Origin of the sequence: Arthrobacter sp. B6, from assembly GCF_001663775.1 — a bacterium.
Taxonomy (GTDB): Bacteria; Actinomycetota; Actinomycetes; order Actinomycetales; family Micrococcaceae; genus Arthrobacter.
This window is the reverse complement of sequence record NZ_KV467168.1, coordinates 243,516-267,289: the sequence shown is the minus strand read 5'-3', so window position 1 is coordinate 267,289 and position 23,774 is coordinate 243,516. Positions and strand designations below refer to the sequence as shown.

Here is a 23,774-nt window from a genome sequence, read left to right as displayed (position 1 = left end):
AACACCCTCCCACGCCAGTAATGAAGGAGTCACTTATGTACAACAACTTTACATCACGACGGCGGAGAAGCCGTCTGATCCTTACAACACTTGCGATTGGCGCTCTGGCCTCATCCGTAGTTGCGTGTTCACCGAGTGCCCCGGAGACCAGCGCCAACTGCCCTGACGGGTCAGCCAAGCTTAAGGTTCTGCGGTCCACGACCAACGTGCCAACGGACGCCCAGATGGCCGACTACACGACCAAGACCAACGGGTGCGTCACCTTCGACGTCACCGATGTGCCTTTCGGCCAGTACGCCGACAAGGTCAGTGTTCTCAGCTCCTCGGCTAACGCACCGGACATCTACGGATATGACCTGCCGGAGACCGCGAACTACGCTTCCAAAGGCGTACTGCTTCCCCTCGATGACTACCTGCCTGAGGGGTGGAAGGACGACGTCCTTCCAGCCACGCTCACAGAGGGCAGCTACGAGGGCAAGGTTTACACCATGGGCGTTCAGCAGGACGCCTTGGGCCTGTACTACAACAAGACCCTGACTGACCAGGCCGGCATCACGGTCCCCACGACCCTGGATACGGCCTGGACGTGGGAGCAGGCCCGCGATGCCATGCTGAAGTGCCAACAGGGGACCCCTGGCAACCCAACAATTTACGGGCTCGCGCCGACGCAGCTGGGTTCGGGGACTCCGGGGCCGGTTTATAGCGACCTGTTGTATCTTCGCAGTGCCGGCGACCCTAAGGCGCCAAGTGATTCGTCAGCGTACAAGACCTTCTACGCGATCTCTCCTGATGGTAAAGAGGTTGACGGCTGGTTGAACACGCCCGAAGCGGTTGAAGCGGCGGGCTTCTATCAGTCACTGTATAACGGCGATAAAGCAGTCACTTCGAAGACGGGGCGGCCGAATGCATTTTTGGACGGCAAGGCGTGTTTTGACATGTTCCACGCGGGGCAGGTCCAGCCTTTGAAGGACGCCCAGGTGTCCTTCGACTGGGGTGTGGCACCGATGCCCTACATCAAGACCCCCATTGTTCATACGGGTGCGATCACTGTTGCGGCGTCGGCGAAATCGAAGCAGGCAGACGCGGCGGCGGAGTTCGTGGTTGCCGTGAGCACGGGTGCCGCAGCCAAGGAATATAACCAGAAGAACGGCCGCCTTCCCACGCTGAACAGCGTTTACAAGGAACTGCCGGAATTCCAAGAGCCCCCGCTGAGTCTGTTCTACAGTGAGCTGGAGAAGTGGGGCCAGCCGCGGCCGCCCACTACGCACTTCTCCCAGTACAGCCAGATCGTGGAGAACGCGCTGAAGAACATCGCCTACGGTGGCGACCCCAAGGACGAACTCGACCAGGCAGTGACCAAGCTGTCGCCGCTGATGTCCCGGTAAGGAGACCGTCCATGTCATCCACGACGACGAGGACGAGGCTCGTCCGTGGAACTGGAAGGAAGCGGTCGCGGCGAGAATTACTCGTCGCGGCCGGCTTCCTGGCCCCGTTCCTCATCATCCTCGCAGTATTCCAATACGTCCCGGTTGTACTCCTTATCAAGAACAGCCTTCTCAGTTACACGCTTATCAACCCCGACCTGCAGACGTTCGTGGGGTTGGAGAACTTCGCCCGGATCTTCAGCGATCCAGGGGCTCTTCAAACCATAGGGGTCACGCTGATCTTCGCGGTAGGAATGGTCGTCCTGATCATCCCGCTGGGCTTCCTCCTGGCCACGTATCTTAATCAACCCCTTCCAGGCAGGGGAATCCTTCGGACAGCAGTGTTCCTCCCGGTCATCACATCATCGGTTGTGGTCGCAACCCTGTGGAATTTCCTGCTGGCCAACGAAGGACTCGTCAACGCCGTCCTGAATTCTCTGGGGTTTGGTACCGCCTCGTTCCTAACCGACCAGGCTTTGGCTTTGCCGTCGATCATCATCATGAGTGTCTGGCAGCAAGTTGGCATGGCCGCCATCCTCTACCTCGGCGGACTTCAGTCCATTCCCGGTGACGTAATGGAGGCATCGGTCCTCGACGGTGCAGGGGGGCTGAAGCGGACATTTCTGATCGTGATCCCGCTCCTGTCCAGGACGACCGTCATGGTCGTGGTCATCATGACGGTCTTTGCGCTTCAGTCATTCACTCCGGCCTACGTCATGACCAAAGGCGCCCCGGGGGGCACCACCAACCTGCTCGTTTACGAGATCTACAAACAGGCTTTCACCCTGCAGGACCCGGGCTTCGCTTCTGCACTGTCGGTTCTGCTGTTGGTCGGAGCCATCACTATCAGCCTCGTTCAAATGAGACTTCTCCGAACCCGATGGGACTACTGAGATGACACAGCTGACATCGCAACGCGTGTCGGACGACGCCGGAGCCGGGGGCGGTGCCGGCGGAAACGGCGACAAGACCGGCCGGAGCCGCGTGCCCACCCGGCTATGGCAGCGGATCTGGACAACGGTCGTCGTCATTGCAATTCTGATGGCCTTCGTCCTGCCGTACGAATGGATGTTCGTTTCAGGCCTGAAGAGCCAATCGAGCATCTTCGCGGACATTAGCCCGCTCAGTTGGAAGACGTTCGTTCCACTTGCTGTGACCTTCGAAAACCTCGAAGAGCTGTTCGTTGACCGGGGCGTCGGACGCGCCCTGCTGAACTCGTTCCTGGTCGCGGCATTCCAAGTGGTGGCCTCACTCATCCTGTGCACGCTGGCAGCCTATGCGCTGACCAGAATCGCCTTCAAGGGCCGCAACGCAGTGTTCGCCGTCATACTTGCCACGTTCATGCTTCCCGCTGAAGCGCTCGTCGTTCCGCTGTATCAGCTGATTTCCGCAATGAGCCTGCAGGACACCCTCATTGCCGTGGGTGTTCCCTGGATCGCAAGCGCGTTCGGGTTGTTCCTGCTCCGTCAGTCATTCGAAGCGGTTCCTCTGGAACTGGACGAAGCTGCCAAACTCGACGGCGCGGGCCACTTCCGGATTTTCTGGTCAGTCATTCTCCCCGTGGTCCGGGTCGACCTCGTGACGTTTGTACTGATGATTTTCCTGTTCTCGTGGAACGCATTCCTCTGGCCCCTCGTGGCCATCCAGAGCACGGAAAACACACTTGTGCAGGTCGCCGTCGCGCAGTCAGTATCCCCCGGGGCGCTGCCAAACTGGGGCCTGACATTCGCGGGCGCCTCCGTGGCCACCATCCCCCTGCTAATTCTGTTCATCTTCCTTCAACGGCTCTTCATCCCCGGGCTCGCCCGATCCGGACTGAAGTAAAGCCGATCCAACAAACTCCTAAGGAGAGTAATTAAGTGCCTAAGAAGATCATTCTCGACGTTGACCCCGGACACGATGACGCGATAGCCATCCTGCTCGCGCAGGGAAATCCTGATATTGAACTGGCCGCCATCACTTCTGTCGCCGGCAACCAGGTCCTGGCAAAGACAACCTACAACGCACAGCGTGTTGCCACGCTCGTCGGAGCGATCAACATCCCGATCGCCGCCGGCGCGGAATTCCCCCTGGTGCGTGAACAGATCACCGACGGCGAAGTGATCGCCGGATCGGTCCACGGTGTCTCTGGGCTGGACGGTCCGGCGCTGCCGGAACCCGTGATGGAGCTCGACCCCCGCCATGCCGCACAGCTCATCGTGGACCTCGTTATGGCAGGGGAGCAGGACGAGTACACACTGGTCCCCACCGGACCGCTCACCAACATCGCCCTGGCCATGCGGCTGGAGCCGAAAATAGTGGACCGCGTAAAGGAAGTCGTCCTGATGGGCGGGGCCTACACCCAGGGGAACGCCACGCCCGCGGCCGAGTTCAACATCCTCGCCGATCCGGAAGCCGCAGCGGCGGTTTTCGCCGCACAGTGGCAGGTAACGATGGTGGGACTGGACCTCACCCACCAGGCAGTTGCCACCCCCGAGGTGAAGGAACGGATCCGGGCGATCGGAACACCCATTTCACAGGTAGTCGTCGAATGGCTCGATTTCTTCGGCGCGAACTACGATTCCGTGTGGAAGATGCCCTACCCGCCGATCCACGACGCCTGCGCCGTGGCGCGAGTGATCAACCCATCCGTCGTGCAGGCGATGGAGGCGTTCATCGCCGTCGAAACCCAGGGTAAATGGACCTACGGCGAAACCGTCACCGACTTCCTCGGCGCCTACGGCCTGCCCTTCAACAACCTCGCGGCCACCACTTTGGACTTCGACGCTTTCTGGGACCTCATCATCGATGCCATCAAACAAGTCAGCGCTAGCTGATCCTCCGCTGTCCGTCCCGGCCTGCGCCTCTGCACGCCGGGACGGCACTATCTTGCTCCTCAGAGAAAGGCATGAAACATGCGCCTTGCAGGTCGCACAGCAATCGTCACCGGAGCTTCATCCGGTATCGGCCGGGCCATAGCGCTCCGCTTTGCCCGTGAAGGGGCGAAGGTAGTAGTCAGCGACATACGCGAAGAACCCGTTTGGAACGGCACCGACGAGCTGCCCACAGCCGACCTGATCATGGCCGAAAACGGGACGGCGGTATTCCAGCAGACCGACGTTTCAAAGGCCGACGACATCGACCGGCTGGTGACCCGCGCCGTTGAAGACTTCGGACGCGTGGACATCCTGGTCAACAACGCAGGGCTCGTGTTCTCCTCCTCGGTGCTCGACACCAGCGAGGAAGACTGGGACCGGCTCATGGACGTGAACCTCCGGGGACAGTTTCTCAGCTGCAAACGCGGCATCAGGCAGATGATTGCACAGGACCCCATCGGGGAAGTCCGCGGCCGCGTAATCAACGTCGCCTCGCAACACGGCCTCGTCGGAGCCCCAGACTTTTTCGCCTACTCCGTCAGCAAAGGCGGAATGATCCAGATGACACGGCAGCTCGCCGTTGACTACGCCCAGCACGGAATTATCGTCAACGGCATCGCCCCCGGACGAATCATCACCGGAACCCACCCCGGGGAAGTCGACATGACCGACCCCGTACTCGAATACTCGCGATCCCGCACGCCGTTCCCTCGCCTCGGAAGGGCCGAAGACGTGGCCGGCGCCGCTTTGTTCCTCGCATCGGATGACTGCAGCTACATCTCGGGCCACAACCTCCTTGTCGACGGCGGATGGATGGCCTACTGATGACGACGACACTCACCGGGCCCTTCCGGGACCTTGTCGGCTACGGGCCACAACTGCCGAAGGTAACCTGGCCCGATAACGCGAACATCGCGGTCAACATTGTCGTAAATTATGAGGAAGGTTCCGAGTACTCCTATGCCGCCGGCGACGGCGAGAACGATGTCCTGGGCGACTCGGGTTACCGGTTTCCAGCCCATGTCCGGGATCTCGCCCAAGAGTCCATGTATGAGTACGGGAGCAGGGCAGGGGTCTGGCGGCTCCTGCGACTGTTCGACGAGTTACAGGTCCGGACAACCTTTTTCGGGTGCGCCGTGGCTTTTGAAAAGAACCCGGCCGTAGCATCGTATGCCAGCACCGCAGGCCATGACCTTGTCTCGCACGGCTGGCGGTGGGAAGAACACTGGAGACTTACACGTGACGAAGAACGTGAACACATCCGCAAGGCAGTGGAATCCTTCGAACGTACCTGGGGCAGTCGTCCCACCGGCTGGTACTGCCGTTATGGTCCCTCGGTAAATACCCGGGACCTCGTTGTTGAAGAAGGCGGGTTTTCCTTCGACTGCGACGCCTACAACGACGACCTGCCCTACTTCACAGAAGTCAAAGGACAAAGGCACCTCGTTGTTCCGTACTCGCAGACCTACAACGACTCGCAGGGGTCAAAGAACCCTGCTGAGTTCTTCGATTACCTCCGGCGGGCCTTTGACGAACTGTGGCTGGAAGGGGAGAAGGGGCTGCCGAAAATGATGTCAGTCGGCCTGCATCCGAGGCTGGCCGGGCAGGCTGCGCGCACATCCGCCCTGCGCGACTTCATTACCTACGCCCAGAAACGGGGCGGCGTCTGGTTCGCACGCCGGACGGACATCGCCGAGTGGTGGCTCGAGAACCATCACAACTTCCCCATTGTGGACTCCATGCGGCAGTCCGGTGAATGAATCCCGCCCCGACTACCTGCGACGTTGGGAGGAAGTGTGGGACGCCCAAGAGAAGCAGGGCATCGACTCCCTGGTGCTCCATGGTGCAGGAGCTGTTTCCCAGTTCGGGAACATCGTCTACCTGACCGGACACGTGCCCAGCAATAAGGGAGTTTTTGCGGTCATACGGCGAGGCAAAGCACCCGAGCTGATCGCCGCGACGGCACTGGAGGCACAAGCCGTAAGGCAAAGCGGTTTCCTGGCTGCGGGAATACAGATACGGACCGCCAGCGTCCCGACACGGGCAGGACTGTGGACGGAAATAGCGTGTGCCGTCGGCGAGGGGCCAATTGGTTTGGCAGGTCCGGGCAGCAATGGGCTTTCCACAGGGGACGATCACGGTATCCGTCAAGCCCTCGGGCAACACACCCGTGTTGTGGACGGGAGCGGAACCATGGAGCAGCTGCGCAGGAGCAGCGACCAGGTCAAGGCAATGCAGCTGCGGCAGGCAATGCAAGTTGCCGAACGCGCCATCGGCGCCGGCGAAGAGGCTCTGCATACGGAACTTACAGAGAGGGAAGTCGCCGGAGCCATAGCACAGCAGCTGCGGGCAAGAGGCAGTCTTTTCGAGATCGTCCACGTCTCATGCAATGACTTCAGTGGCCAGGCGCCCCGGGAACGGAAGATCCTCGAGGGGGACATAGTCACAGTCTTCGTGGAAACCGCCGGGGCAGATGGACACTGGGTGGAGCTTGGCGCCGCCTTCGCCATCGGCCACGTTTCTGACCAACGGCTTCGCCTCGGGCACAGGACCATTGATGCGCTGGCCCGTGCTGCCACTCACCTCCACCCGGAACAGCCGTTCGCGGCAGTCGCTGAACATATGGCCTTAGCGGGGCAGTCCACCATCGGTTTCGGGCACAGTACCGGCATCGATGAAATACCCGTAGCGGTGGCCCCCGGAATACAAACCAAAATGCTGGAGGGCGAAGCCGTGGCACTGCACCCCAGCCTGATTGACCCCGCCAGCGGAGACGCGGCAGGCGTGGCCAACACGTTCCTCATCACCCCCCAGGGAGGAACCGCCCTTTCCACCTACCCTTCCACCTTGCATCAAATCCCCCGGGTCCGGGCATTCTAGAACCAGAAGGAACAATGACAAGAACGAGAACTGCCATCATCACCGGAGCAGCGAGTGGCATAGGCCGCGAAACCGCGGTGGCATTCGCCAAAGCCGGCATCAAATCGGTCATCGGCGCATACCCCGGGGATCCTCACGATCCGTACGAAACAATGAAACTTGTAGAAGAAGCAGGCGGGACAGCCGTCGTCCACGAACTCGACGTCCGGGACCCGGACGAGGTGGACGAATTCGCACGTCGAGCGGTCACCGAATGGGGCCGCCTGGACATCGCCGTCGCCAACGCCGGCATCGTCCGGCTTCACCCGTTGGGAAGCTTGACCGACGAAGCGTGGAACGACCTGATATCCGTGGACCTGACCGGCGTCATGCGCCTTTTCCGCAGCGCCGCCGCTCTCATGGTCGACGGCGGAGCTCTGGTAGGAGTGTCATCGATTTCCGGGGGCGTCTACGGCTGGCCGCAACACGCCCACTACACAGCCGCCAAAGCAGGCGTACTCGGGCTCTGCAAGGCACTGGCTGTAGAGCTCGCTCCCCGCGGGATCCGTGTAAATTCAGTCATCCCAGGCGTCATCGACACAGCTCAAACACAGGACGGGGAGAACTCGTTCGGACGCGAAGGCCTAGACCTTGCCGGAACGAAGATCCCGGCAGGACGGGTGGGACGCCCGGAAGAGATTGCCAACGTTGTGAGATTTCTCAGCAGCGATGACGCGAGCTACGTCACCGGCCAGCACCTCGTCGTGGACGGCGGGCTGACAGTATTCATGCCAATCTCCTAATCCCCGCAGCCGCGAGCCCGTCGGTTGCCCAAATGCACGAGCAGCAGCAACGCGCATCCAGCACCACAGCCAGAAAGGACCGATTGCCATGCCAACCGCAAAAATCCTCGTCGTAGGTTCCATGAACGCTGATTTCATGACCACTGTCAAAGAGCTTCCCGAACCTGGCCAAACCGTGATCGGCACCGACCTCGTCACCGAGCCGGGCGGCAAGTCATCAAACCAGGCAGCAGCCGCAGCCCTGCTGGAAGCAGACGTAACTCTCATCGGAGTGGTCGGCACCGATGCCATCGGTGACCGGCTCATCATAGAAGCGAGTGCCCGGGGAGTCGACACTTCCAGGGTCCGGCGGAACCCAGACACCAGTACAGGCTGCGCTCTGATATCCGTCAACCGAGAAGGCGAAAACACCATTATCGTCTCACCTGGCGCGAATGCCACACTCAGGCCCGAGGATGTGAGCGACGCTGATCTCCACGGCAACCCGCTTGTCCTAATGGCACTCGAAATTCCCCTGGAAACCGTTGTTGCAGTTGCCGAGCGGGCGGCGGCAGCGGGTGCCCAGGTCCTCCTTAACGCTTCTCCGGCCCAGCCGTTGCCGCGACGCCTGCTTGCGAATGTGGACGTGCTCGTCGTAAACGAGGGCGAACTGCTGGAACTATTGGGGGATCAGATTCCGTCAGGCCAGTGGGAAGACTACGCCCGGAGACTGCACGAAGACGGCATCGAGCGCACGGTTGTCACTTTGGGAAAGCAGGGTGCCGTTGTCATCGAGCACAGCGACGGCCACCTGACCATCACAGCGGTCGATCCTGCCTCGGTCACCGCTGTAGACACAACCGGAAGCGGGGACGCGTTCATGGGTGGTCTTGCAGCCGAACTGGCGGCTGGGCGGACGCTGACCGAAGCAGCCCAAACAGGGGCCCTGGCCGGTGCCTGGGCTGCCCAAGGCCACGGCGCACAACCGTCATACGGCAGAAGGACGGACCTCGACTCACTTGCCTCAACGGTTGCGGCCCGAATGTGAGCCGCACCAGTAAAGACGCGGCCCGCATCGTCTTCGCCCCCGACTCCTTAAGGGGCACAGCAACCGCGGATGCCGCGGCCCGCAACATCGCCGAGGGTTGGTTGACTGTCCGCCCTAACGACGACGTCCGACTCCTACCAATGGCGGACGGAGGGGAAGGAGCCATCGATGCCTTGAAGACGTTGTTCCCCGCTGCGGAACAACGGGCAGTCCGAATATCCGGCCCCGACGGACGCCCTGTAGATGCAGTATGGCTATACCTGCAGCCCACTCCGGGCGAGCCAAATGGTAGAGGGGTTGGTAGAACTCGCATCAACCAGCGGGATTACGCTCATGGAATCCCTCGCGCCCTATGACGCGCACAGCATCGGCTTTGGACAGGCCTCACCCGGAACGCGAGGCCGGGCGAACCCGGGCGTCGTCGCAGGGTTGCCAACGCAAAGCACCAGTTCGGCGGGAGTCCCAGTCCGCCCCCTACGCGGATCCCTCACCGGGAAGCTCAGTTGAAACGCGGACCGAAGCTATGGCATCGAGATCATGGGCAGTTACGGTGGCTCTATGAGGGACAGGAAGCAGCTAATCGTTTGCGGGACGACAGAGTTCAACGACGCCCCTCGACCACTACGAGACGGATGGCTGGCGCCGTGCGGAAACTGATCTACGGCATGAATCTGACCCTGGACGGCTACATCGCCGCGGCCGGCGACGACATCGGCTGGAGCGGGCCGAGCGACGAACTGTTCCAGTGGTGGCTCGACCAGGAGCGGGCTAGCAGCCTGTCGCTGTACGGCCGCAAGCTCTGGGCGACCATGAGCTCCTACTGGCCGACCGGCGACCAGCAGCCCAACGCCACCCCAGCGGAGATCGAGTTCGCGCGGAACTGGCGGGACACCCCGAAGGTGGTGTTCTCCTCGACGATCGACAAGGTCGACTGGAACACCCGCCTGGTCACCGGCGACGCGATCGCCGAGATCACCCGGCTCAAGGCCGGGGATGGCGGCCCGATGAGCGTCGGCGGAGCAATGCTCGCCGGGGCGGCCATACGGGCCGGGCTGATCGACGAGTACGCGCTGGCCACCTATCCGGTCCTGGTGGGCGGCGGCACCCCGTTCTTCACCTCGCTGGACAGCTGGGTGAACCTGAACCTGGTGGAGACGCGGACGTTTCCCGGCGGCGTGGTCGTGACCAGGTACGAGACGAAGCGCTGAGCGCGATTCCTCCGCGCGGTCGGGGAAGTACTCCACCAGCGGCCCCACGTCGATGGGCATCAGATAATCCGGCACGGATTACGCAGCTCGGTCACTTCGACAGCAGCCTCGGCGCCGAGTCGTAGGCGTGTCCCGCGGGGGAGTCTCAGCAGGTCGACCCCTTCCGTGGTGACATTCTCGCCGAGCTCGCCTGGAGCAATCTCTGCTGTCACGTCCTCGCATAGTTCCCGTTGGATCAAGTGAACCTGCCGGAGATCCGGCTGCGTCGGGTCTCGACGCACACGCGACAGATGCTGCACGGTGGCCCCGAAGTGGGCGTCTCCTTCTACGCCGAGGCCGGCGACAAGGCTGATGGATCCGCGGCGTGGCTTCGAGAAGCGGTGTTCGTCGTCGCGGCTCACGGCGATCACGCATGCGGTTGTCATCACACCATCGTGCCCTACGGCGACTGCCTGATTGAGGAATGCATCGCCACTAATGAACGCGGTTTCGAGCGCGCCGCCTGCCCGTAAGCCGGTGCCTGAGCGGGACGCAACATGGCCGTCCGGTCTCGCCGCGGACGGTGTGATCATGCGACGCCGAGATGAGGAGAATGTGGGTCAGGTCGGTAACCCTGCGCGTCGCGCTGAGCGGTGACGAGATAATTCGGTTGGGTCGCGTCGTACGTGGACCCTGCGAGGCTTAGACCTGCGGCCGCGACATCGGCTAGGAGTTCCGCGTGGTGGACGGGCCAGATCGGCAGCAGTTCGGTCGTCATCTGCAACTGGTCACCGTCCTGGAGTGCTGCCACGGAGATCTGCAGGTGGTGTTCGGCGTCCCATGAAGGCGGCACCTGCCAGGAGTACACCACCACTGCCTTGCGGCCGGCGCGTTCCACGAGCCGGTCCCAGACGTCCAGCCTGCTGCCGGCTGAGCGGATCTGTTCCCAGTTGCGGGAGGTCAGCGCCAGAAGGTTCAAGGCTCGATCGCGCCTAGCGGCGCAAAGCTCGTTCCTTCACAGGCGTTGCTTCGACACAGAATCAGGGGGCCCTAAACGGTGCACTCGGCGTCATGCTTATCGGCTACGCCCGTGTCTCCACCAACACTCAAGACCTAACCGCCCAGTGCGACGCTCTCGCGGCCGCCCCGGCGTGGATCCCGACGCTATCTACGTCGATCACGGATTCACCGGCACCCAACGCGAACGACCCGGCGTTGGCAAGCCCTGGCCGCATGCCGCAACGGAGACACCCTCGTGGTAACCAAGCTTGATCGCCTCGCTCGATCGTTGCCCGACGCCAGGGACATCGCGGACGAACTCACCCGCAAAGGGGTTGCCCTCATCCTTGGCGGCAGCGTCTACGACCCTCACGATCCGGTGGGGAAGCTGCTATGCAACGTCCTGGGCATGGTTGCCGAGTTCGAAGCCGAATCCGTGCCAGGACGCGGGAAGGAATGGCAGTGGCTACCGTCTACCGCGCCATTCAAAGAGCAAGGTTAACGCCGCCCAGGCGATAAATAGCGCCGAAAAAGACCGCCATTTATCGCCGAAGGTCACACTCCTAATAGGCGTAACTAACGTCAGGTTGGGTGTACATCAAGCAGGCATGGGGCAGGGGTCGAGGTCACGGAAGAATGCCTCTTTATGGAGTTTGGGCTGCCAGCTGATGGACTACCCCACGGAGGCGGTGTCGGTTTGGACCGTGGCCGCTTTGGCTGTTGTCTCGCGGACTACCAAGTGTGGCATTCTAACTACGCTGGCTGGCGGGCGAGTGCCTTCCACGCGGTCAACGGCACGGTCAACGGCGGCGGCCGCGAGGAGTGGAGCGTCCTGACTGATTGATGACAGTTGAACGTAGCTGAGCCGGGCAAATTGGCTGTCGTCATAGCCGAGAACCGACACGTCCGCCGGAACCTTCAGTCCTGAGGCACGCAGGCCTTCCATGACACCGAGGGCGCACCTGTCGTTAAACCCGATCACGGCGGTGGGCGCGAATGCCTGAAAATTGCGACCAGCCCTGATTCCGGCTTCTTCATCAGGGCCGCCGGGAACAACTACTGGCTCCAAGCCGTGGCGTAGCATCTCTGCGCGGAACGCTTCCCTTCGGTGGTCTGCGGAAACGGCTGACCCCCCGTCGACGTGCACAATGCGTCTGTGGCCCAAGTTGGTGAGATGTTCGACCGCTATGCGGATGCCGGCGTGATCGTCGCTGCTGACTGAATCCACTTCTTCCCCGACTTCGTCGCGGAGAAGGCTCACGACGGGTACCTGGCGGGCGTGTCTGGCGAGTTCCTCGTTGCTGAGCGTAGAGGAAATGAGGATGAGCGCTTCAGCGCCAACGTCCAGGAGCGACTCGATGGCACGCTCCTCAGGCCGTCCGGCGGCTACGGCACTAAGGGCAATCTCATATCCTCTGGCGGCCGCTTCGGCGTAGGCGGCGTCGACGATTTCCGTGTGGAAGGGCTGTGAGCTGGAGAAGACGAGGCCAAGAAGTTTCGTTCGGCTGCTGCGAAGCAGCCGCGCCCTGGTGTCTGCTCTATAGCCGAGTTCCCGCGCCGCTTCCAGAACTTTCTCACGTGTTCCCTCGGCAGCGCCGGGTGCACCGCGCATGACGATGGAGACCAAGGCACGCGAGACCCCGGCTGCGTTAGCCACGTCCATCAAGGTTGCGCGGCGCTGCTGTTTCGTCATGTTCCTCCTTGACTAAAACACTCTATAGAACGATCTAGACATGACGCCAATCACATGCCAAGATATTCTCACTAGAACGATCTAGAAACCAGCTTTCAGGAGTTTTTATGAGTTACCTTCAGCACCCGGTCGCTGACGACCAGCCGGTTCGCATCGGCCTTATCGGTGCAGGATGGATCGGTGGCTTCCACGCCGAATCTGTCGCACGGCGGATCCCTAACGCCCGGCTGGAAGCGATCGCCGACCCGGCTCTCCCTGCTGTCGAGGCTCTGGCGAGCCGGTTGGGAGTGACCAAGATCAGCGCCGATCCTGCGGACGTGATCAACGACCCCGACATCGACGCTGTCCTCATCGCGGCGCCGGCACGGTTCCACTCCGGGCTGATTGCTGCAGCAGCGAAGGCCGGAAAGCACGCCTTTTGCGAAAAGCCGGGCGGTCGCACCATCGAAGAGATCGACGAAGCGATCGACGCGGCCGAGGCTGCCGGTGTCATTGTCCAGTTCGGCTTCACCCGGCGCTACTCCGCCGACTTCGCCGCAGCACGCAAGCTGATCGACGACGGTGCCGTGGGAACCCCGCAGTTGCTGCGCTCCCTCACCCGCGACCCGGGCACTGAAGCGGGGATCGCCAGCCCCGAGCGGATCCCGGCCGGCACCATCTTCCTTGAAACGCTGATCCACGACTTCGACACGCTGAACTGGCTCAACCCCGGGGCTGTCCCCGTGCGTGTCCATGCAGTGGCTGACGCCTTGGTCGCACCCCAGGCAAAGGCCGGCGGACTGCTCGACACAGCAGTCGTCACCGTCACCTACAGCAACGGTGCCATCGCCGTGGCCGAGGCCAACTTCAACGCCCTCTACGGCTACGACGTCCGGGGCGAAGTCTTCGGCTCAGCTGGCATGGTGACCGCCGGCGGACCCCAGGCAACCAGCGCCGCCAGTTACACGGCTGCCGGCATCAACGCCGAAACGGTCCGCCTGAACGTGGACCTCTTCCACGACGCTTACACAGATGAACTCGCTCACTTCGCGGACGCCATTCAGGCCCGCCGCGACGGACTCCCGGTCGCCGGCCCGCAGGCCCCCGGCGGTGCGGATGCCCGCAACGCCCTGGCAATCGCCCTGGCTGCAGTACGCTCCGCTGAAACCGGGCAGCCCGTCGACGTCGCCACAATCGCGGAACTGCACCCCGCCGAAGCGGAGCTCCACTCGGTCGGCTAAACCGTGCACGCTCAAAGTGCCTGTTGCGCAAAAGCACCAAGAGCCCGGACGGGGCGGCGTATCACCGCACCGTCCGCGCTCTGCACAATCAACTAAATACAGCCGTCGGTCGCAGTTCTGTAACCGGGTCCCGCAGGGGCTTCAGAACTAGAGATTTGCGACGGACTGCATGGTCTTTTTAATCAGTTTTCAGCTCAACAAAGTCCGCCTACTGCCTTCCACGGCAGGACGCTGACACACCTTGGAATCAAAGGAGATCCACAGTGAAGAAAACCAACCTCCGCCAGTTGGCCGTGGCTGCAGCCGTCATTCCGCTCATCGCCCTCAGCGCCTGTTCAACCCAGGGCGGCCGGCCAGCCGACAGTGGCGGCGGAGCCGCAGCCGGACAAGTAGCCTCAACTCCCCGGATCAAGATCGCCATGGTGACTCACGCACCGGCCGGAGACACTTTCTGGGACATCGTGCGCAAGGGCGCTGAAGAAGCTGCCGCCAAGGACAACGTCGAACTTCTCTACACCTCCGATGCTGAAGGCGGCCGCCAGGCCCAGCTGATCCAACAGGCCATCGACCAGAAGGTCGATGGCATCGCGGTCACGCTGGCAAAGCCGGACGCGCTCAAGGACGTTCTGAAGAAGGCTACCGACGCCGGGATCCCAGTTGTCAGCCTGAACGCCGGTGGCGACGTCTGGAAGCAGCTGGGCGCTTTCACACACTTCGGGTCTAACGAGAACATCGCCGGCAACGCGGTGGGCGAACGCCTCGCCAAAGACGGCATCAAGCACCCCATCTGCGTCATCCAGGAGCAGGGCAACGTGGCTCTGGAAGCCCGGTGCCAGGGTGTAAAGGAAAAGGTCCCGGGTACAGAGAACCTTTATGTCACGGGTACCGATATGAGCAGCGTTTCTTCGACCGTAACTGCGAAGCTGCAGGCTACGGCCGATGCAGATGCAGTGATCGGCCTTGCAGCCCCGGTGACGCTGACCATCGTCAAGGCGGTCGAATCTGCCGGAAGCAAGGCCAAGGTGGCTTCCTTTGACATGAACGCCGAGCTCGGCAAGGCGATCACCGACGGGACAGTCGCATTGACTGTCGACCAGCAGCCATGGCTTCAGGGTTATGGCGCCATCGACTCGCTGTGGCAGGTCAAGCGTGGCGGGTTCCACGTCGGCGGCGGGCTGCCGGTTTTGACCGGCCCGTCCATCATCGACAAAGACTCTGCCGCGCAGGTGCTCGAGTACGCCCAGCAGGGTATCCGCTAAATAACCGCGCCCAGGCCGGGGCGTAAGCCCCGGCCTGGCCTCAGGAGATCCAATGACTCAGACACTAGCCTCGCCCACGCGTCCTGTAACCGATGAACGTGTTGCCAAGCGCAACCCCCTTCAGAAGCTCCTCGGCCGCCCGGAAGTAGGCGCTCTCGTCGGCGCCGCAGTCCTTTTCGTCTTCTTTTCCGTCGCCGCCCCCGTGTTCCTGCAGCCGGCCTCCCTCGCGACCGTGCTGTACGGCAGCTCCACGATCGGCATCATGGCTGTCGGAGTCTCGCTGCTGATGATCGGCGGGGAATTCGACCTCTCCACCGGTGTTGCGGTGATCAGCTCCGCCCTGACGGCTTCCCTTTTTAGCTGGTACTTCAGCACGAACGTCTGGGTAGGCGTGGCACTGGCCCTGATCGTCTCCCTAGCCGTCGGCTTCATCAATGGCTGGCTGCTGATCAAGACCAAGCTGCCCAGCTTCATCATCACCCTGGCCACCTTCCTGATGCTCACCGGCCTCAACCTCGGCCTGACCCGCATCATCGGCGGCGGCGTGTCCTCGCCATCCATCTCCACCATGGACGGCTTCGATTCCGCCCGCGCCATCTTCGCCTCTTCCGTAAAGATCGGAAGCGTGGACGTCAACATCACCGTGTTCATCTGGATCGCCCTGGTGGCACTGGCCTCGTGGATTCTGCTCCGCACCAAGATCGGCAACTGGATCTTCGCAGCCGGCGGGGACGCCAATGCTGCCCGCGCCGTAGGTGTACCCGTCACCAAGACCAAGATCGGACTCTTCATGGCCGTCGGGTTCTGCGCCTGGATCCTGGGCATGCACAACCTGTTCGCCTTCGATGCCGTTCAGTCCGGTGAAGGCATCGGTAACGAATTTCTCTACATCATCGCCGCCGTGATCGGTGGCTGCCTTCTGACCGGCGGCTACGGTTCGGCAGTGGGCGGTGCCATCGGTGCCTTCATCTTCGGCATGGCCAACAAGGGCATCGTGTACGCCCAGTGGAACCCGGACTGGTTCAAGTTCTTCCTGGGGCTGATGCTGCTGCTCGCCACCATCGTCAACCTCGTGGTCAAGCGCCGCGCAGAACAGAAATAAGAAGGCAAGCAATGAACGCGCACCAGATTGATCAGCGGACCCTGCTGCAGAACGAAACCGACCCTCTCACCCATACTCCGGTGCACCTGCTCTCACTGGAGAAGGTGGGGAAGAACTACGGCAACATCCTTGCGCTCAGCGATGTCACCATGGCCGTGGACAACGGCCGGGTCACCTGCGTCTTGGGCGACAACGGCGCCGGCAAATCCACGCTGATAAAAATCATCGCCGGCCTGCACCAGCACGACGCCGGCACGCTGAAAATCATGGGGGAGGAACGCAAGTTCAGCTCACCCCGAGACGCCCTTGATGTTGGCATCGCAACCGTCTACCAGGACCTCGCCGTCGTCCCCCTGATGCCCATCTGGCGGAATTTCTTCCTCGGCTCGGAGCTCACCACAGGGTTCGGGCCGTTCAAGAGCCTGGACGTCCAGAAGATGAAGGACATCACCAAGCACGAACTCGCCGAAATGGGCATCGACCTCCGTGACGTCGAGCAGCCCATCGGACAGCTCTCCGGCGGTGAGCGCCAATGCGTGGCGATCGCCCGCGCGGTCTACTTCGGGGCCAAGGTCCTGATCCTTGACGAGCCGACGGCGGCCCTGGGAGTCAAACAGTCAGGTGTGGTGTTGCGTTACATCCTCCAGGCCCGCGACCGCGGGCTCGGCGTTGTCTTCATTACCCACAACCCCCACCACGCTTTCCCGGTGGGGGACCGGTTCCTGCTACTCAAGCGCGGCAAGTCCATCGGCTACTACGAGAAGAAAGACATCACGCTCGAAGAGCTGACCGCCCAGATGGCCGGCGGCGCCGAACTTGCCGAACTCGCTCACGAACTAGAGCAGCTTGGCGGACACAGCGACGTTGTAGCTGAAGTCGAATCTGAAATCAGCAAGACCGAAGGAAACTAAAAGCCCGCACTGTCCGCCAACCACACAGGCCTGATGGATATGAAGTGCCGATGCCGCCTGCAAGTGTCAATGACACTGGCAGGCGGCATCTTTTCGTAGCCCAAGTTCCAACCTGGCTTTCCTGTGTGCCGGGCTTACGCTGCGGCACTCCAGTTACCGCGTACTGCCATCGCTGAGAACACCGTCCGGGGCGAAAGAATGTCCTCCAGGGCATCCCTGAATGCTGGCCCATAGGAATTGGTTTCGCTCGACACGTGCGCCGCTTCGCACCTGGCGATCAACAGGACTTCGCCGAAAAGCCCAGGTTCCTTGTAGCTTGGCCCAGGTTCGCCGGGTCGATACTCTCCAGGCGGGACGCCTCCAGCCCTCGGCAGCCCGAAGGAGATGAAGCTGGATCACCAGTCCAGGGGCGATGGGCGCCCGCGCCGCCCTGCGACGGTGCGGCAGAGCGGCTCAAGCGGTGTCACCGCGGGCGGGCAGCCGCCTTCCCGAAGGCCTGCAATGCCTGCCCGGAACAGCCCATGCAGTGCCGAACCCAAAATTTGGGGCGCCTTAGCTCCCCGCCCTGTTGCACCAGGCGGCGCGTTGAGTCGGTTAAGCAGATGACCCGTGCGGGCATTAGCCCGCACGGGTCATGGGTAGGAAGAACTGAAGTCGCGAATCCGGACGATATGACGCTCAGCTTTTTCTTCTGGTCAGCCGGATAGAGCCGGAGCGCTTGTTCACCACTCCCAAGTCTCCTGCGTGAGCCCGGCGGGAACGGAGTCACTGCGTTGAACGCTGAAGAAACCGGCAGCATGACTCGTGATTGGGGATCGATTCTGCGACATAGCTGCGCACCTTGGGGGGGCTGGGGTTGTTGGGATAAATGCAGGGGCTGGCAGCCATTGCCGCCAGCCCCCGGTGAATTAGTTGGAGGGGAAGTTGTAGGAGGCGCCGGAGGCGTGGGTGGGTTCGGGCCAGCGGGAGGTGATGACTTTGCCGCGGGTGTAGAAGGATACGCCTTCGGGGCCGTAGATGTGCTTGTCGCCGAAGAGTGAGGCTTTCCAGCCGCCGAAGGAGTGGTAGGCCACCGGGACGGGCAGGGGCACGTTGATGCCGATCATGCCGACGGTGACGGAGCGCTGGAACTTCCGGGCGGCAGCGCCGGAGGAGGTGAAGATGGCGGTGCCGTTGCCGTAGGGGTTGGCGTTGATCAGCGCGATGCCGTCTTCCAGGCTGTCGACGCGGACCACAACCAGGACGGGTCCGAAGATTTCCTCGGTGTAGGCGGTCATTCCGGTTTTGACGTGGTCGATTACGGTGGGGCCTACCCAGAAGCCGTCTTCGTGGCCGGGGACTACGAGGTCGCGTCCGTCCACCACCATGGCCGCTCCCGCGGCTTCGGCTTCGGTGACGATCTTCACGATGCGTTCCTTGGAGGCCGGGGTGATGACCGGGCCCATTTCGGCGTCGGGGGCGGTGCCGTTGTTGACCTTGACGGCCAGGGCGCGCTCCTCGACCTTCTTGACGATCAGGTCCGCGGCGTCGCCGACGGCGACGGCGACGGAGATGGCCATGCAGCGTTCGCCTGCGGAGCCGAACGCGGCGGCGGCGAGGTGGTCGGCGGCGTTGTCCAGGTCGGCGTCGGGGAGGATGATGGCGTGGTTCTTCGCCCCACCCAGGGCCTGGACCCTTTTGCCGTGCCTGGTGGCGGTTTCGTGGACGTATTGGGCGATCGGGGTGGAGCCGACGAAGGAGATGCCGTCCACGTCCGGGTGGGTCAGGAGCCCGTCGACGGTTTCCTTGTCGCCGTGCAGGACCTGGAAGACGCCGTCGGGCAGTCCGGCGTCCTTCCAGAGCTTGGCGAGCAGCATGGAGGCGGAGGGGTCGCGTTCGGAGGGCTTGAGGATGAAGGCGTTGCCGGTGGCGATGGCCATCGGGGCCATCCACAGCGGCACCATGACGGGGAAGTTGAACGGGGTGATGCCGGCAACCACGCCGAGGGGTTCGCGGAAGGAGAAGACGTCGATGCCGGTGGAGACCTGGTCCGAGTAGTCGCCCTTGAGCAGGGTGGGGATGCCGCAGGCGTATTCGATGACTTCCAGGCCGCGGCCGATCTCGCCCTTGGCGTCGGAGAGGACCTTGCCGTGCTCGGCGGTGATCAGGGCCGCGAGGTCGTCGACGTGGGAGGCGACGAGTTCGCGGAACTTGAACAGCACGGCGGTGCGCTTGGCCAGGGAAATATCGCCCCAGGTGTCGGCGGCTTTGCGGGCGGCGGCGACGGTGGCGTCCAGGTCGGCGCGGTTGGCCAGCTGCAGCTGCGCGGAGACCTGGCCGGTGGCCGGGTTGTAGACGGGGGTGGTGCGGTCACCCTCGCCGGCGGTTTCGGCGCCGTTGATGAAGTGGTTGATGTCGGTAGTGGTCGTCGTTGACATGGTGGGCTTCCTTGGTCTGTCGCTGGGAAAAGTGTGCCGGGCTGCTGGAGGCACCGGAAGCTGCCCGGTGCCTCCAGCAGGTTCAGCCGAGCAGTTTGCGCTGGCGGCTCTTGTGGTCGGTGTAGGTCTGGAAGGCCTGCTGGGTGGATTTAAGTTCGGAGACCTGGGAGACGGGGACGTCCCACCAGGATTCGGAGGACGGTGCATCCAGCAGCGGGTCGGATTCGACGTGGATCAGGATGGGACCGCCCCGCTCGGGGGCGGCTTTCGCGTCGCGGATGGCCTGTTCGAGTTCGGCGATGACCTTCTCCCCCGGTTCGATCCGGATGACCTTCACGCCCAGGGACTCGGCGTTCAGGGCCAGATCGACGGGCAGGGTCTCGCCCTCGTCGAAGCTGTGCTGCTCCTCGTCAAGGGCGCGGTACCGGGTGCCGAACCGCTGCGAGCCCAGCATCTCGGACAGGGAGCCGATGGAGGCGTAGCCGTGGTTCTGGATCAGGACCACGATCAGTTTGATGTGTTCGGCGACGGCGGTGACCAGTTCGGTGTGCATCATCAGGTAGGAGCCGTCCCCCACCATCACGACGACGTCCCGCACCTCCGCGCCTTCCCCGCCTGCCGCCGTCGTGCTTTTCGCCTCAGCGATCGCTGCGCGTTTGACGCCCAGGCCGCCGGGGATTTCGTAGCCCATGCAGGAGTAGGCGTATTCGACGTGGTAGCCGAAGGGGTCGCGGACCCGCCACATCTTGTGCAGATCCCCCGGCAGCGAACCCGCGGCGCAGACCACCACGTCGGCATCGTCCATGGCCCGGCGGGTGGCGCCGATGATCTCGTTCTGCGCCGGCAGCGGCGTGTACCGGGTGTCGAAGGCCTCGTCCACGGTGGCGTCCCAACGCTGCTTCTCGGCCGCGATTGTCTGCTCAAGGTCCGCGCCCACACGGTAGCCGCCCAGGGCCTGGTTGAGCTTATCCAGGGCCTTGCGGGCGTCAGCGACGATCGGCAGGTGCGTGCCGTGCTTGTACGCATCGATCGCCGCGACGTTGATGTTGATGAAGCGCACGTCCGGGTTCTGGAACGCGGTCCGGGACGCGGTAGTGAAGTCCTCATACCTGGTGCCGACGCCGATGACCAGGTCAGCCTCGGCAGCGATGGCGTTCGCCGCCGTCGTGCCCGTGGAGCCAATGGCTCCGAGGGACTGGGCGTGGTCCCAGGGCAGGACGCCGACACCGGCCTGGGTGTTCCCCACCGGGATGCCTGTCAGCTCCGCGAACCTGGCGAGTTCGTCGTTGGCGTAGGCGTAGAGGACGCCGCCGCCGGCAATAACCAGCGGCCGCTTCGCCGCCCTGATCGCCTCGATGGCGCGGGCGGTGTCGGCGTCGTCGGCGTCCGGGCGGCGGATCCGCCACTCGCGCTCGGCCAGGAACTCCTCGGGAACGTCGAAGGCCTCGGCCTGGACGTCCTGCGGCAGCGAAATGGTCACCGCCCCGGTCTCGGCCGGGTCGGTGAGGACGCGCAGGCCGTGGTGGAACGCCGAGAACAGCTGCTCGGGCCGGTTCACCCGGTCAAAAAACTTCGACAACGGGCGGAACGCGTCATTGACCGTGAGGTCGTACGCGTACGGCTGCTCAAGCTGCTGCAGCACCGGGTCCGCGGCACGGGTGGCGAACGTATCCGACGGCAGCAACAGCACCGGAAGCCTGTTGGTGGTCGCCAGCGCCGCACCGGTGAGCAGGTTCGAGGAACCCGGCCCAATGGAGGTGCTGACCGCGAACGTCTGGCGGCGGCGGGGGTGCCGGGCGTAACCCACGGCCTGGGGGACCTGCGCCTGCTCGTTGCGGCCCTGGTAGTACGGCATGATCGCCGGGTCCAGCTGCTGATACTGCTTCAGAGCCTGGCCCACGCCGGCGACGTTGCCGTGCCCGAAAATCCCGAACGCGCCCGGGATCAGGCGCTCCCGGTACTCCACACCGCCCACCGTGTCCACGGTGTACTGCCTGGAAAGGTATTCAACGACGGCCTGGGCCACCGTCATCCTGCGTGTTCCTGTTGTGGTTCCCATTGTTACTCCGATGCTTCTGTGGTGTGGTGCAGCAACGAGGCGGCCGCGGCGACGGCGCCGGCGACGTCCCCGTCATTCGGGTAGAGCAGGGTACGGCCGACGGTCAGGCCCTGCACGCCCGGCAGGGACAGGGCCGCGCCCCAGGTGGCGAAGACCTCGTCCTGGCTGCCGGCCGGGTCCCCGCCCAGGAGGACGGTGGGCATGGTGGTCGCCGCCATCACGCGCTCCATCTCCGCCACCACCGGAAGCTTCATCCAGGTGTAGGCGCTGGTGGAACCCAGGCCTTCGGCGATGCCGATGGACTTAATCACCGCGTTGGTGGACAGGTCGTTGCGGACTCTGCCGTTCTCACGGACGGACAGGAATGGCTCCACCATGGCGATCAGCTTCCGCTCCGCCAGGGAATCGATGGCCTTAGCCGTTGCTTCGAGGGTGACGACGGTGTCCGGGTCGCCCAGGCAGATCCGGGTCAGCATCTTCCCGCCATCCGCGCCCAGCGCTTCGAGAGCTGCGGCGGTGTGCCCAGTGAACCGGTCATCGAACTCGTTCACAAGCCCGGCGAGCCCGCCGCGGTTCATCGAACCGAAGACCAGCTTGCCGTCCAGGGCGCCGAGCAGGAGCAGGTCATCCATGATGTCCGGGGAGGCCAGGATGCCGTCGACGGCCGGGTTCGCGAGGGCGATCTGCAGCCGGTCCAACAGCTGCCGCCGGTCAGCCATCGCCACAGGATCCGAACCAACTGCGAGGGCGCCCCTGGCCGGGTGGTCGGCAGCCACAATGAAGTTTTGCCGGCCGGCCTTTCCACCCGGGTGGCGGCGGCGGGCCTTCGCCGCGCGGGCCACGGCCTCGGGGTCTTCGAGCCGGATGGTGCTCAGGTGCTCGTAACGGCGCGGGTCATCATCAACTGCGCTGTTGGAGGCAAGGGGGGTGAGAGTCACAGGGCAGCTCCTTCGGTGGCAAATTCGGCGGTCCCCGGTGCAGCACCGGGGATGGGGCGGCCGCGTTCGGCCAGCAGCGAGGTGACCTCGTCCGGTGTCGGCATCGCGTCCGCGCAGGACAGGCGGGAGGCGACAATCGCGCCCGCAGCGTTGGCGTAGTCCAGGACCTGGGCCAGGGGCCAGCCGGACAGCAGGCCGTGGCAGAATGCGCCGCCGAAGGAATCACCGGCGCCCAGGCCGTTCAGGGTATCCACCGGGACCGGCGCAGAGACAACGCGCTCGGTGCGGGTCTTGGCCATCACACCCTCCGGGCCGAGCTTGACGACGGCGATCTCCACGCCTGCATCGAGCAGCCGGTCCGCCTGTTCGTCCGGGGTGCCCTCACCGACGGCGACGGCGCATTCTTTGTCATTGCCGATCGCAACGGTGACGTGCGGGAGGATCTTGGCGACCTCCGCGCGGGCTTCTTCCTCAGAAGCCCAGAACATCGGCCGGTAATCCAGGTCCAGGATGGTGAACTGCCCCTCGGCCAGGCCGGTGCGGGGCCGTGCCTCGTGCGCAGCAATGTGCGCGCTGCGGGACGGCTCCTGGCACAGGCCCGTCACCGTGGACCAGAAAATTCCGGCCTCCCGGATCGCGTCCAGGTCCAGGTCCTCAGCCTTGATCTGCAGGTCCGGAGCCGTGGGGAAGCGGCCGTAGAAGTAGAGCGGGAACTCGTCCGTTGCCGGCTTGATCGCGCAGAAGGTGACCGCGGTCTGCAGGCCAGCGACGGGGGCTACGAAGGAGCCGTCAACACCGAACTTTTCCAGTTCGCGGCGCAGGAATACGCCGAAGGGGTCCTTGCCCGTGCGGGTGATGACGCCGGCGTGACGGCCGTGCCGGGCAGCGGCAACGGCAACGTTGGCAGGGGAACCGCCGAGGTACTTGCCGAAGGAGTTCACGTCCTCCAGGCCGACGCCGGTGTCGTTCGGGTAGATATCAACGCTGATGCGCCCGATCGTAAGAAGCTCGTGGGTCACGA

At 63.4% G+C, this 23,774-nt stretch carries 21 protein-coding genes and 2 pseudogenes; 16 read left to right on the top strand and 7 right to left on the bottom strand.

Annotation, left to right across the window (positions count from 1 at the left end):
* The first annotated feature begins 224 nt into the window (after positions 1 to 224).
* From AU175_RS01160 to AU175_RS01115, 11 genes are all read left to right on the top strand, one after another.
* Positions 225 to 1,385 carry an extracellular solute-binding protein gene (locus AU175_RS01160; protein ID WP_066285234.1) on the top strand — a complete coding sequence of 387 codons (1,161 nt, stop codon included), beginning with the start codon at positions 225 to 227 and terminating at the stop codon, positions 1,383 to 1,385.
* A gap of 11 nt (positions 1,386 to 1,396) precedes the next feature.
* Positions 1,397 to 2,317: a carbohydrate ABC transporter permease gene (locus AU175_RS01155; RefSeq protein WP_082978939.1), complete on the top strand. Its 921-nt coding sequence runs from the start codon at positions 1,397 to 1,399 to the stop codon at positions 2,315 to 2,317.
* Position 2,318: 1 nt separating this feature from the next.
* Positions 2,319 to 3,248 (top strand): carbohydrate ABC transporter permease, encoded by a 930-nt coding sequence (locus tag AU175_RS01150; protein WP_082978938.1) that lies wholly within the window; start codon positions 2,319 to 2,321, stop codon positions 3,246 to 3,248.
* Between the two features lie 35 nt (positions 3,249 to 3,283).
* The gene (locus tag AU175_RS01145; RefSeq protein WP_066285233.1) at positions 3,284 to 4,240 is read left to right on the top strand and encodes a nucleoside hydrolase; all 957 of its coding nucleotides are present in this window, start codon (positions 3,284 to 3,286) and stop codon (positions 4,238 to 4,240) included.
* Between the two features lie 78 nt (positions 4,241 to 4,318).
* Positions 4,319 to 5,104 carry an SDR family NAD(P)-dependent oxidoreductase gene (locus AU175_RS01140; protein WP_066285232.1) on the top strand — a complete coding sequence of 262 codons (786 nt, stop codon included), beginning with the start codon at positions 4,319 to 4,321 and terminating at the stop codon, positions 5,102 to 5,104.
* Positions 5,104 to 6,039 (top strand): polysaccharide deacetylase family protein, encoded by a 936-nt coding sequence (locus AU175_RS01135; protein WP_066285231.1) that lies wholly within the window; start codon positions 5,104 to 5,106, stop codon positions 6,037 to 6,039. Before AU175_RS01140 ends, AU175_RS01135 begins: the two co-directional genes overlap by 1 nt.
* Positions 6,032 to 7,159 (top strand): M24 family metallopeptidase, encoded by a 1,128-nt coding sequence (locus AU175_RS01130; protein ID WP_066285230.1) that lies wholly within the window; start codon positions 6,032 to 6,034, stop codon positions 7,157 to 7,159. The genes AU175_RS01135 and AU175_RS01130 overlap by 8 nt, the downstream gene beginning before the upstream one ends.
* A 14-nt stretch (positions 7,160 to 7,173) precedes the next feature.
* Positions 7,174 to 7,941: an SDR family NAD(P)-dependent oxidoreductase gene (locus AU175_RS01125; RefSeq protein ID WP_066285229.1), complete on the top strand. Its 768-nt coding sequence runs from the start codon at positions 7,174 to 7,176 to the stop codon at positions 7,939 to 7,941.
* A gap of 88 nt (positions 7,942 to 8,029) precedes the next feature.
* Complete coding sequence (locus tag AU175_RS01120) at positions 8,030 to 8,968, top strand: ribokinase (RefSeq protein WP_066285228.1); 939 nt, start codon at positions 8,030 to 8,032, stop codon at positions 8,966 to 8,968.
* The gene (locus AU175_RS22670) at positions 8,965 to 9,324 is read left to right on the top strand and encodes a glycerate kinase (RefSeq protein ID WP_197496999.1); all 360 of its coding nucleotides are present in this window, start codon (positions 8,965 to 8,967) and stop codon (positions 9,322 to 9,324) included. The genes AU175_RS01120 and AU175_RS22670 overlap by 4 nt, the downstream gene beginning before the upstream one ends.
* A 288-nt stretch (positions 9,325 to 9,612) precedes the next feature.
* Positions 9,613 to 10,176 (top strand): dihydrofolate reductase family protein, encoded by a 564-nt coding sequence (locus AU175_RS01115; protein WP_066290288.1) that lies wholly within the window; start codon positions 9,613 to 9,615, stop codon positions 10,174 to 10,176.
* A gap of 71 nt (positions 10,177 to 10,247) precedes the next feature.
* On the opposite strand, the pseudogene AU175_RS01110 reads toward AU175_RS01115, so the two are convergent.
* Positions 10,248 to 10,601, bottom strand: a pseudogene (locus AU175_RS01110) (MOSC domain-containing protein); the annotation flags it as partial.
* Between the two features lie 143 nt (positions 10,602 to 10,744).
* Positions 10,745 to 11,134 (bottom strand): hypothetical protein, encoded by a 390-nt coding sequence (locus tag AU175_RS01105; RefSeq protein ID WP_066285227.1) that lies wholly within the window; start codon positions 11,132 to 11,134, stop codon positions 10,745 to 10,747.
* A 92-nt stretch (positions 11,135 to 11,226) separates the two neighbouring features.
* On the opposite strand from AU175_RS01105, the pseudogene AU175_RS01100 reads away from it, so the two are divergent.
* Positions 11,227 to 11,622, top strand: a pseudogene (locus AU175_RS01100) (recombinase family protein); the annotation flags it as partial.
* A gap of 205 nt (positions 11,623 to 11,827) precedes the next feature.
* Here the strand turns inward: AU175_RS01100 and AU175_RS01095 are convergent.
* Complete coding sequence (locus AU175_RS01095) at positions 11,828 to 12,847, bottom strand: LacI family DNA-binding transcriptional regulator (protein WP_066285226.1); 1,020 nt, start codon at positions 12,845 to 12,847, stop codon at positions 11,828 to 11,830.
* Positions 12,848 to 12,954: 107 nt separating this feature from the next.
* Here AU175_RS01095 and AU175_RS01090 point away from each other — a divergent pair, with 107 nt between their 5' ends.
* The 4 genes from AU175_RS01090 to AU175_RS01075 all read left to right on the top strand — a co-directional run bounded on the left by AU175_RS01090 (position 12,955) and on the right by AU175_RS01075 (position 17,339).
* Positions 12,955 to 14,067, top strand: a complete 1,113-nt coding sequence (locus AU175_RS01090; RefSeq protein ID WP_066285225.1) for a Gfo/Idh/MocA family oxidoreductase — start codon at positions 12,955 to 12,957, stop codon at positions 14,065 to 14,067.
* Positions 14,068 to 14,330: 263 nt separating this feature from the next.
* Positions 14,331 to 15,326, top strand: coding sequence for a substrate-binding domain-containing protein (locus AU175_RS01085; RefSeq protein ID WP_066285224.1), 996 nt, complete (start codon positions 14,331 to 14,333; stop codon positions 15,324 to 15,326).
* A 52-nt stretch (positions 15,327 to 15,378) separates the two neighbouring features.
* Entirely contained in the window at positions 15,379 to 16,428 is a 1,050-nt protein-coding gene (locus tag AU175_RS01080; protein ID WP_066285223.1) for an ABC transporter permease, read from the top strand.
* A gap of 11 nt (positions 16,429 to 16,439) precedes the next feature.
* A complete protein-coding gene (locus AU175_RS01075) occupies positions 16,440 to 17,339 on the top strand; it encodes an ATP-binding cassette domain-containing protein (RefSeq protein WP_066285222.1) in 900 nt (299 codons plus the stop codon).
* Positions 17,340 to 18,247: 908 nt separating this feature from the next.
* Here AU175_RS01075 and AU175_RS01070 read toward each other — a convergent pair.
* From AU175_RS01070 to iolC, 4 genes are all read right to left on the bottom strand, one after another.
* Positions 18,248 to 19,756, bottom strand: coding sequence for a CoA-acylating methylmalonate-semialdehyde dehydrogenase (locus tag AU175_RS01070; RefSeq protein ID WP_066285221.1), 1,509 nt, complete (start codon positions 19,754 to 19,756; stop codon positions 18,248 to 18,250).
* Positions 19,757 to 19,838: 82 nt separating this feature from the next.
* The gene (gene iolD / locus AU175_RS01065; RefSeq protein WP_066285220.1) at positions 19,839 to 21,788 is read right to left on the bottom strand and encodes a 3D-(3,5/4)-trihydroxycyclohexane-1,2-dione acylhydrolase (decyclizing); all 1,950 of its coding nucleotides are present in this window, start codon (positions 21,786 to 21,788) and stop codon (positions 19,839 to 19,841) included.
* A gap of 29 nt (positions 21,789 to 21,817) precedes the next feature.
* Complete coding sequence (locus AU175_RS01060; RefSeq protein WP_066285219.1) at positions 21,818 to 22,753, bottom strand: Cgl0159 family (beta/alpha)8-fold protein; 936 nt, start codon at positions 22,751 to 22,753, stop codon at positions 21,818 to 21,820.
* Positions 22,750 to 23,772 (bottom strand): 5-dehydro-2-deoxygluconokinase, encoded by a 1,023-nt coding sequence (gene iolC / locus AU175_RS01055; protein WP_066285218.1) that lies wholly within the window; start codon positions 23,770 to 23,772, stop codon positions 22,750 to 22,752. The genes AU175_RS01060 and iolC overlap by 4 nt, the downstream gene beginning before the upstream one ends.
* Positions 23,773 to 23,774: the final 2 nt, after the last annotated feature.

Excerpts from the sequence above, each read along its gene's own strand:
- AU175_RS01125 (WP_066285229.1), top strand. The coding sequence starts at position 7,174 with ATGACAAGAACGAGAACTGCCATCATCACCGGAGCAGCGAGTGGCATA.
- AU175_RS01095 (WP_066285226.1), bottom strand. The coding sequence starts at position 12,847 with ATGACGAAACAGCAGCGCCGCGCAACCTTGATGGACGTGGCTAACGCA.
- AU175_RS01080 (WP_066285223.1), top strand. The coding sequence starts at position 15,379 with ATGACTCAGACACTAGCCTCGCCCACGCGTCCTGTAACCGATGAACGT.
- AU175_RS01090 (WP_066285225.1), top strand. The coding sequence starts at position 12,955 with ATGAGTTACCTTCAGCACCCGGTCGCTGACGACCAGCCGGTTCGCATC.
- AU175_RS01135 (WP_066285231.1), top strand. The coding sequence starts at position 5,104 with ATGACGACGACACTCACCGGGCCCTTCCGGGACCTTGTCGGCTACGGG.
- AU175_RS01150 (WP_082978938.1), top strand. The coding sequence starts at position 2,319 with ATGACACAGCTGACATCGCAACGCGTGTCGGACGACGCCGGAGCCGGG.
- AU175_RS01120 (WP_066285228.1), top strand. The coding sequence starts at position 8,030 with ATGCCAACCGCAAAAATCCTCGTCGTAGGTTCCATGAACGCTGATTTC.
- AU175_RS01160 (WP_066285234.1), top strand. The coding sequence starts at position 225 with ATGGCCGACTACACGACCAAGACCAACGGGTGCGTCACCTTCGACGTC.
- AU175_RS01140 (WP_066285232.1), top strand. The coding sequence starts at position 4,319 with ATGCGCCTTGCAGGTCGCACAGCAATCGTCACCGGAGCTTCATCCGGT.
- AU175_RS01155 (WP_082978939.1), top strand. The coding sequence starts at position 1,397 with ATGTCATCCACGACGACGAGGACGAGGCTCGTCCGTGGAACTGGAAGG.
- iolD (WP_066285220.1), bottom strand. The coding sequence starts at position 21,788 with ATGACGGTGGCCCAGGCCGTCGTTGAATACCTTTCCAGGCAGTACACC.
- AU175_RS01070 (WP_066285221.1), bottom strand. The coding sequence starts at position 19,756 with ATGTCAACGACGACCACTACCGACATCAACCACTTCATCAACGGCGCC.
- AU175_RS01075 (WP_066285222.1), top strand. The coding sequence starts at position 16,440 with ATGAACGCGCACCAGATTGATCAGCGGACCCTGCTGCAGAACGAAACC.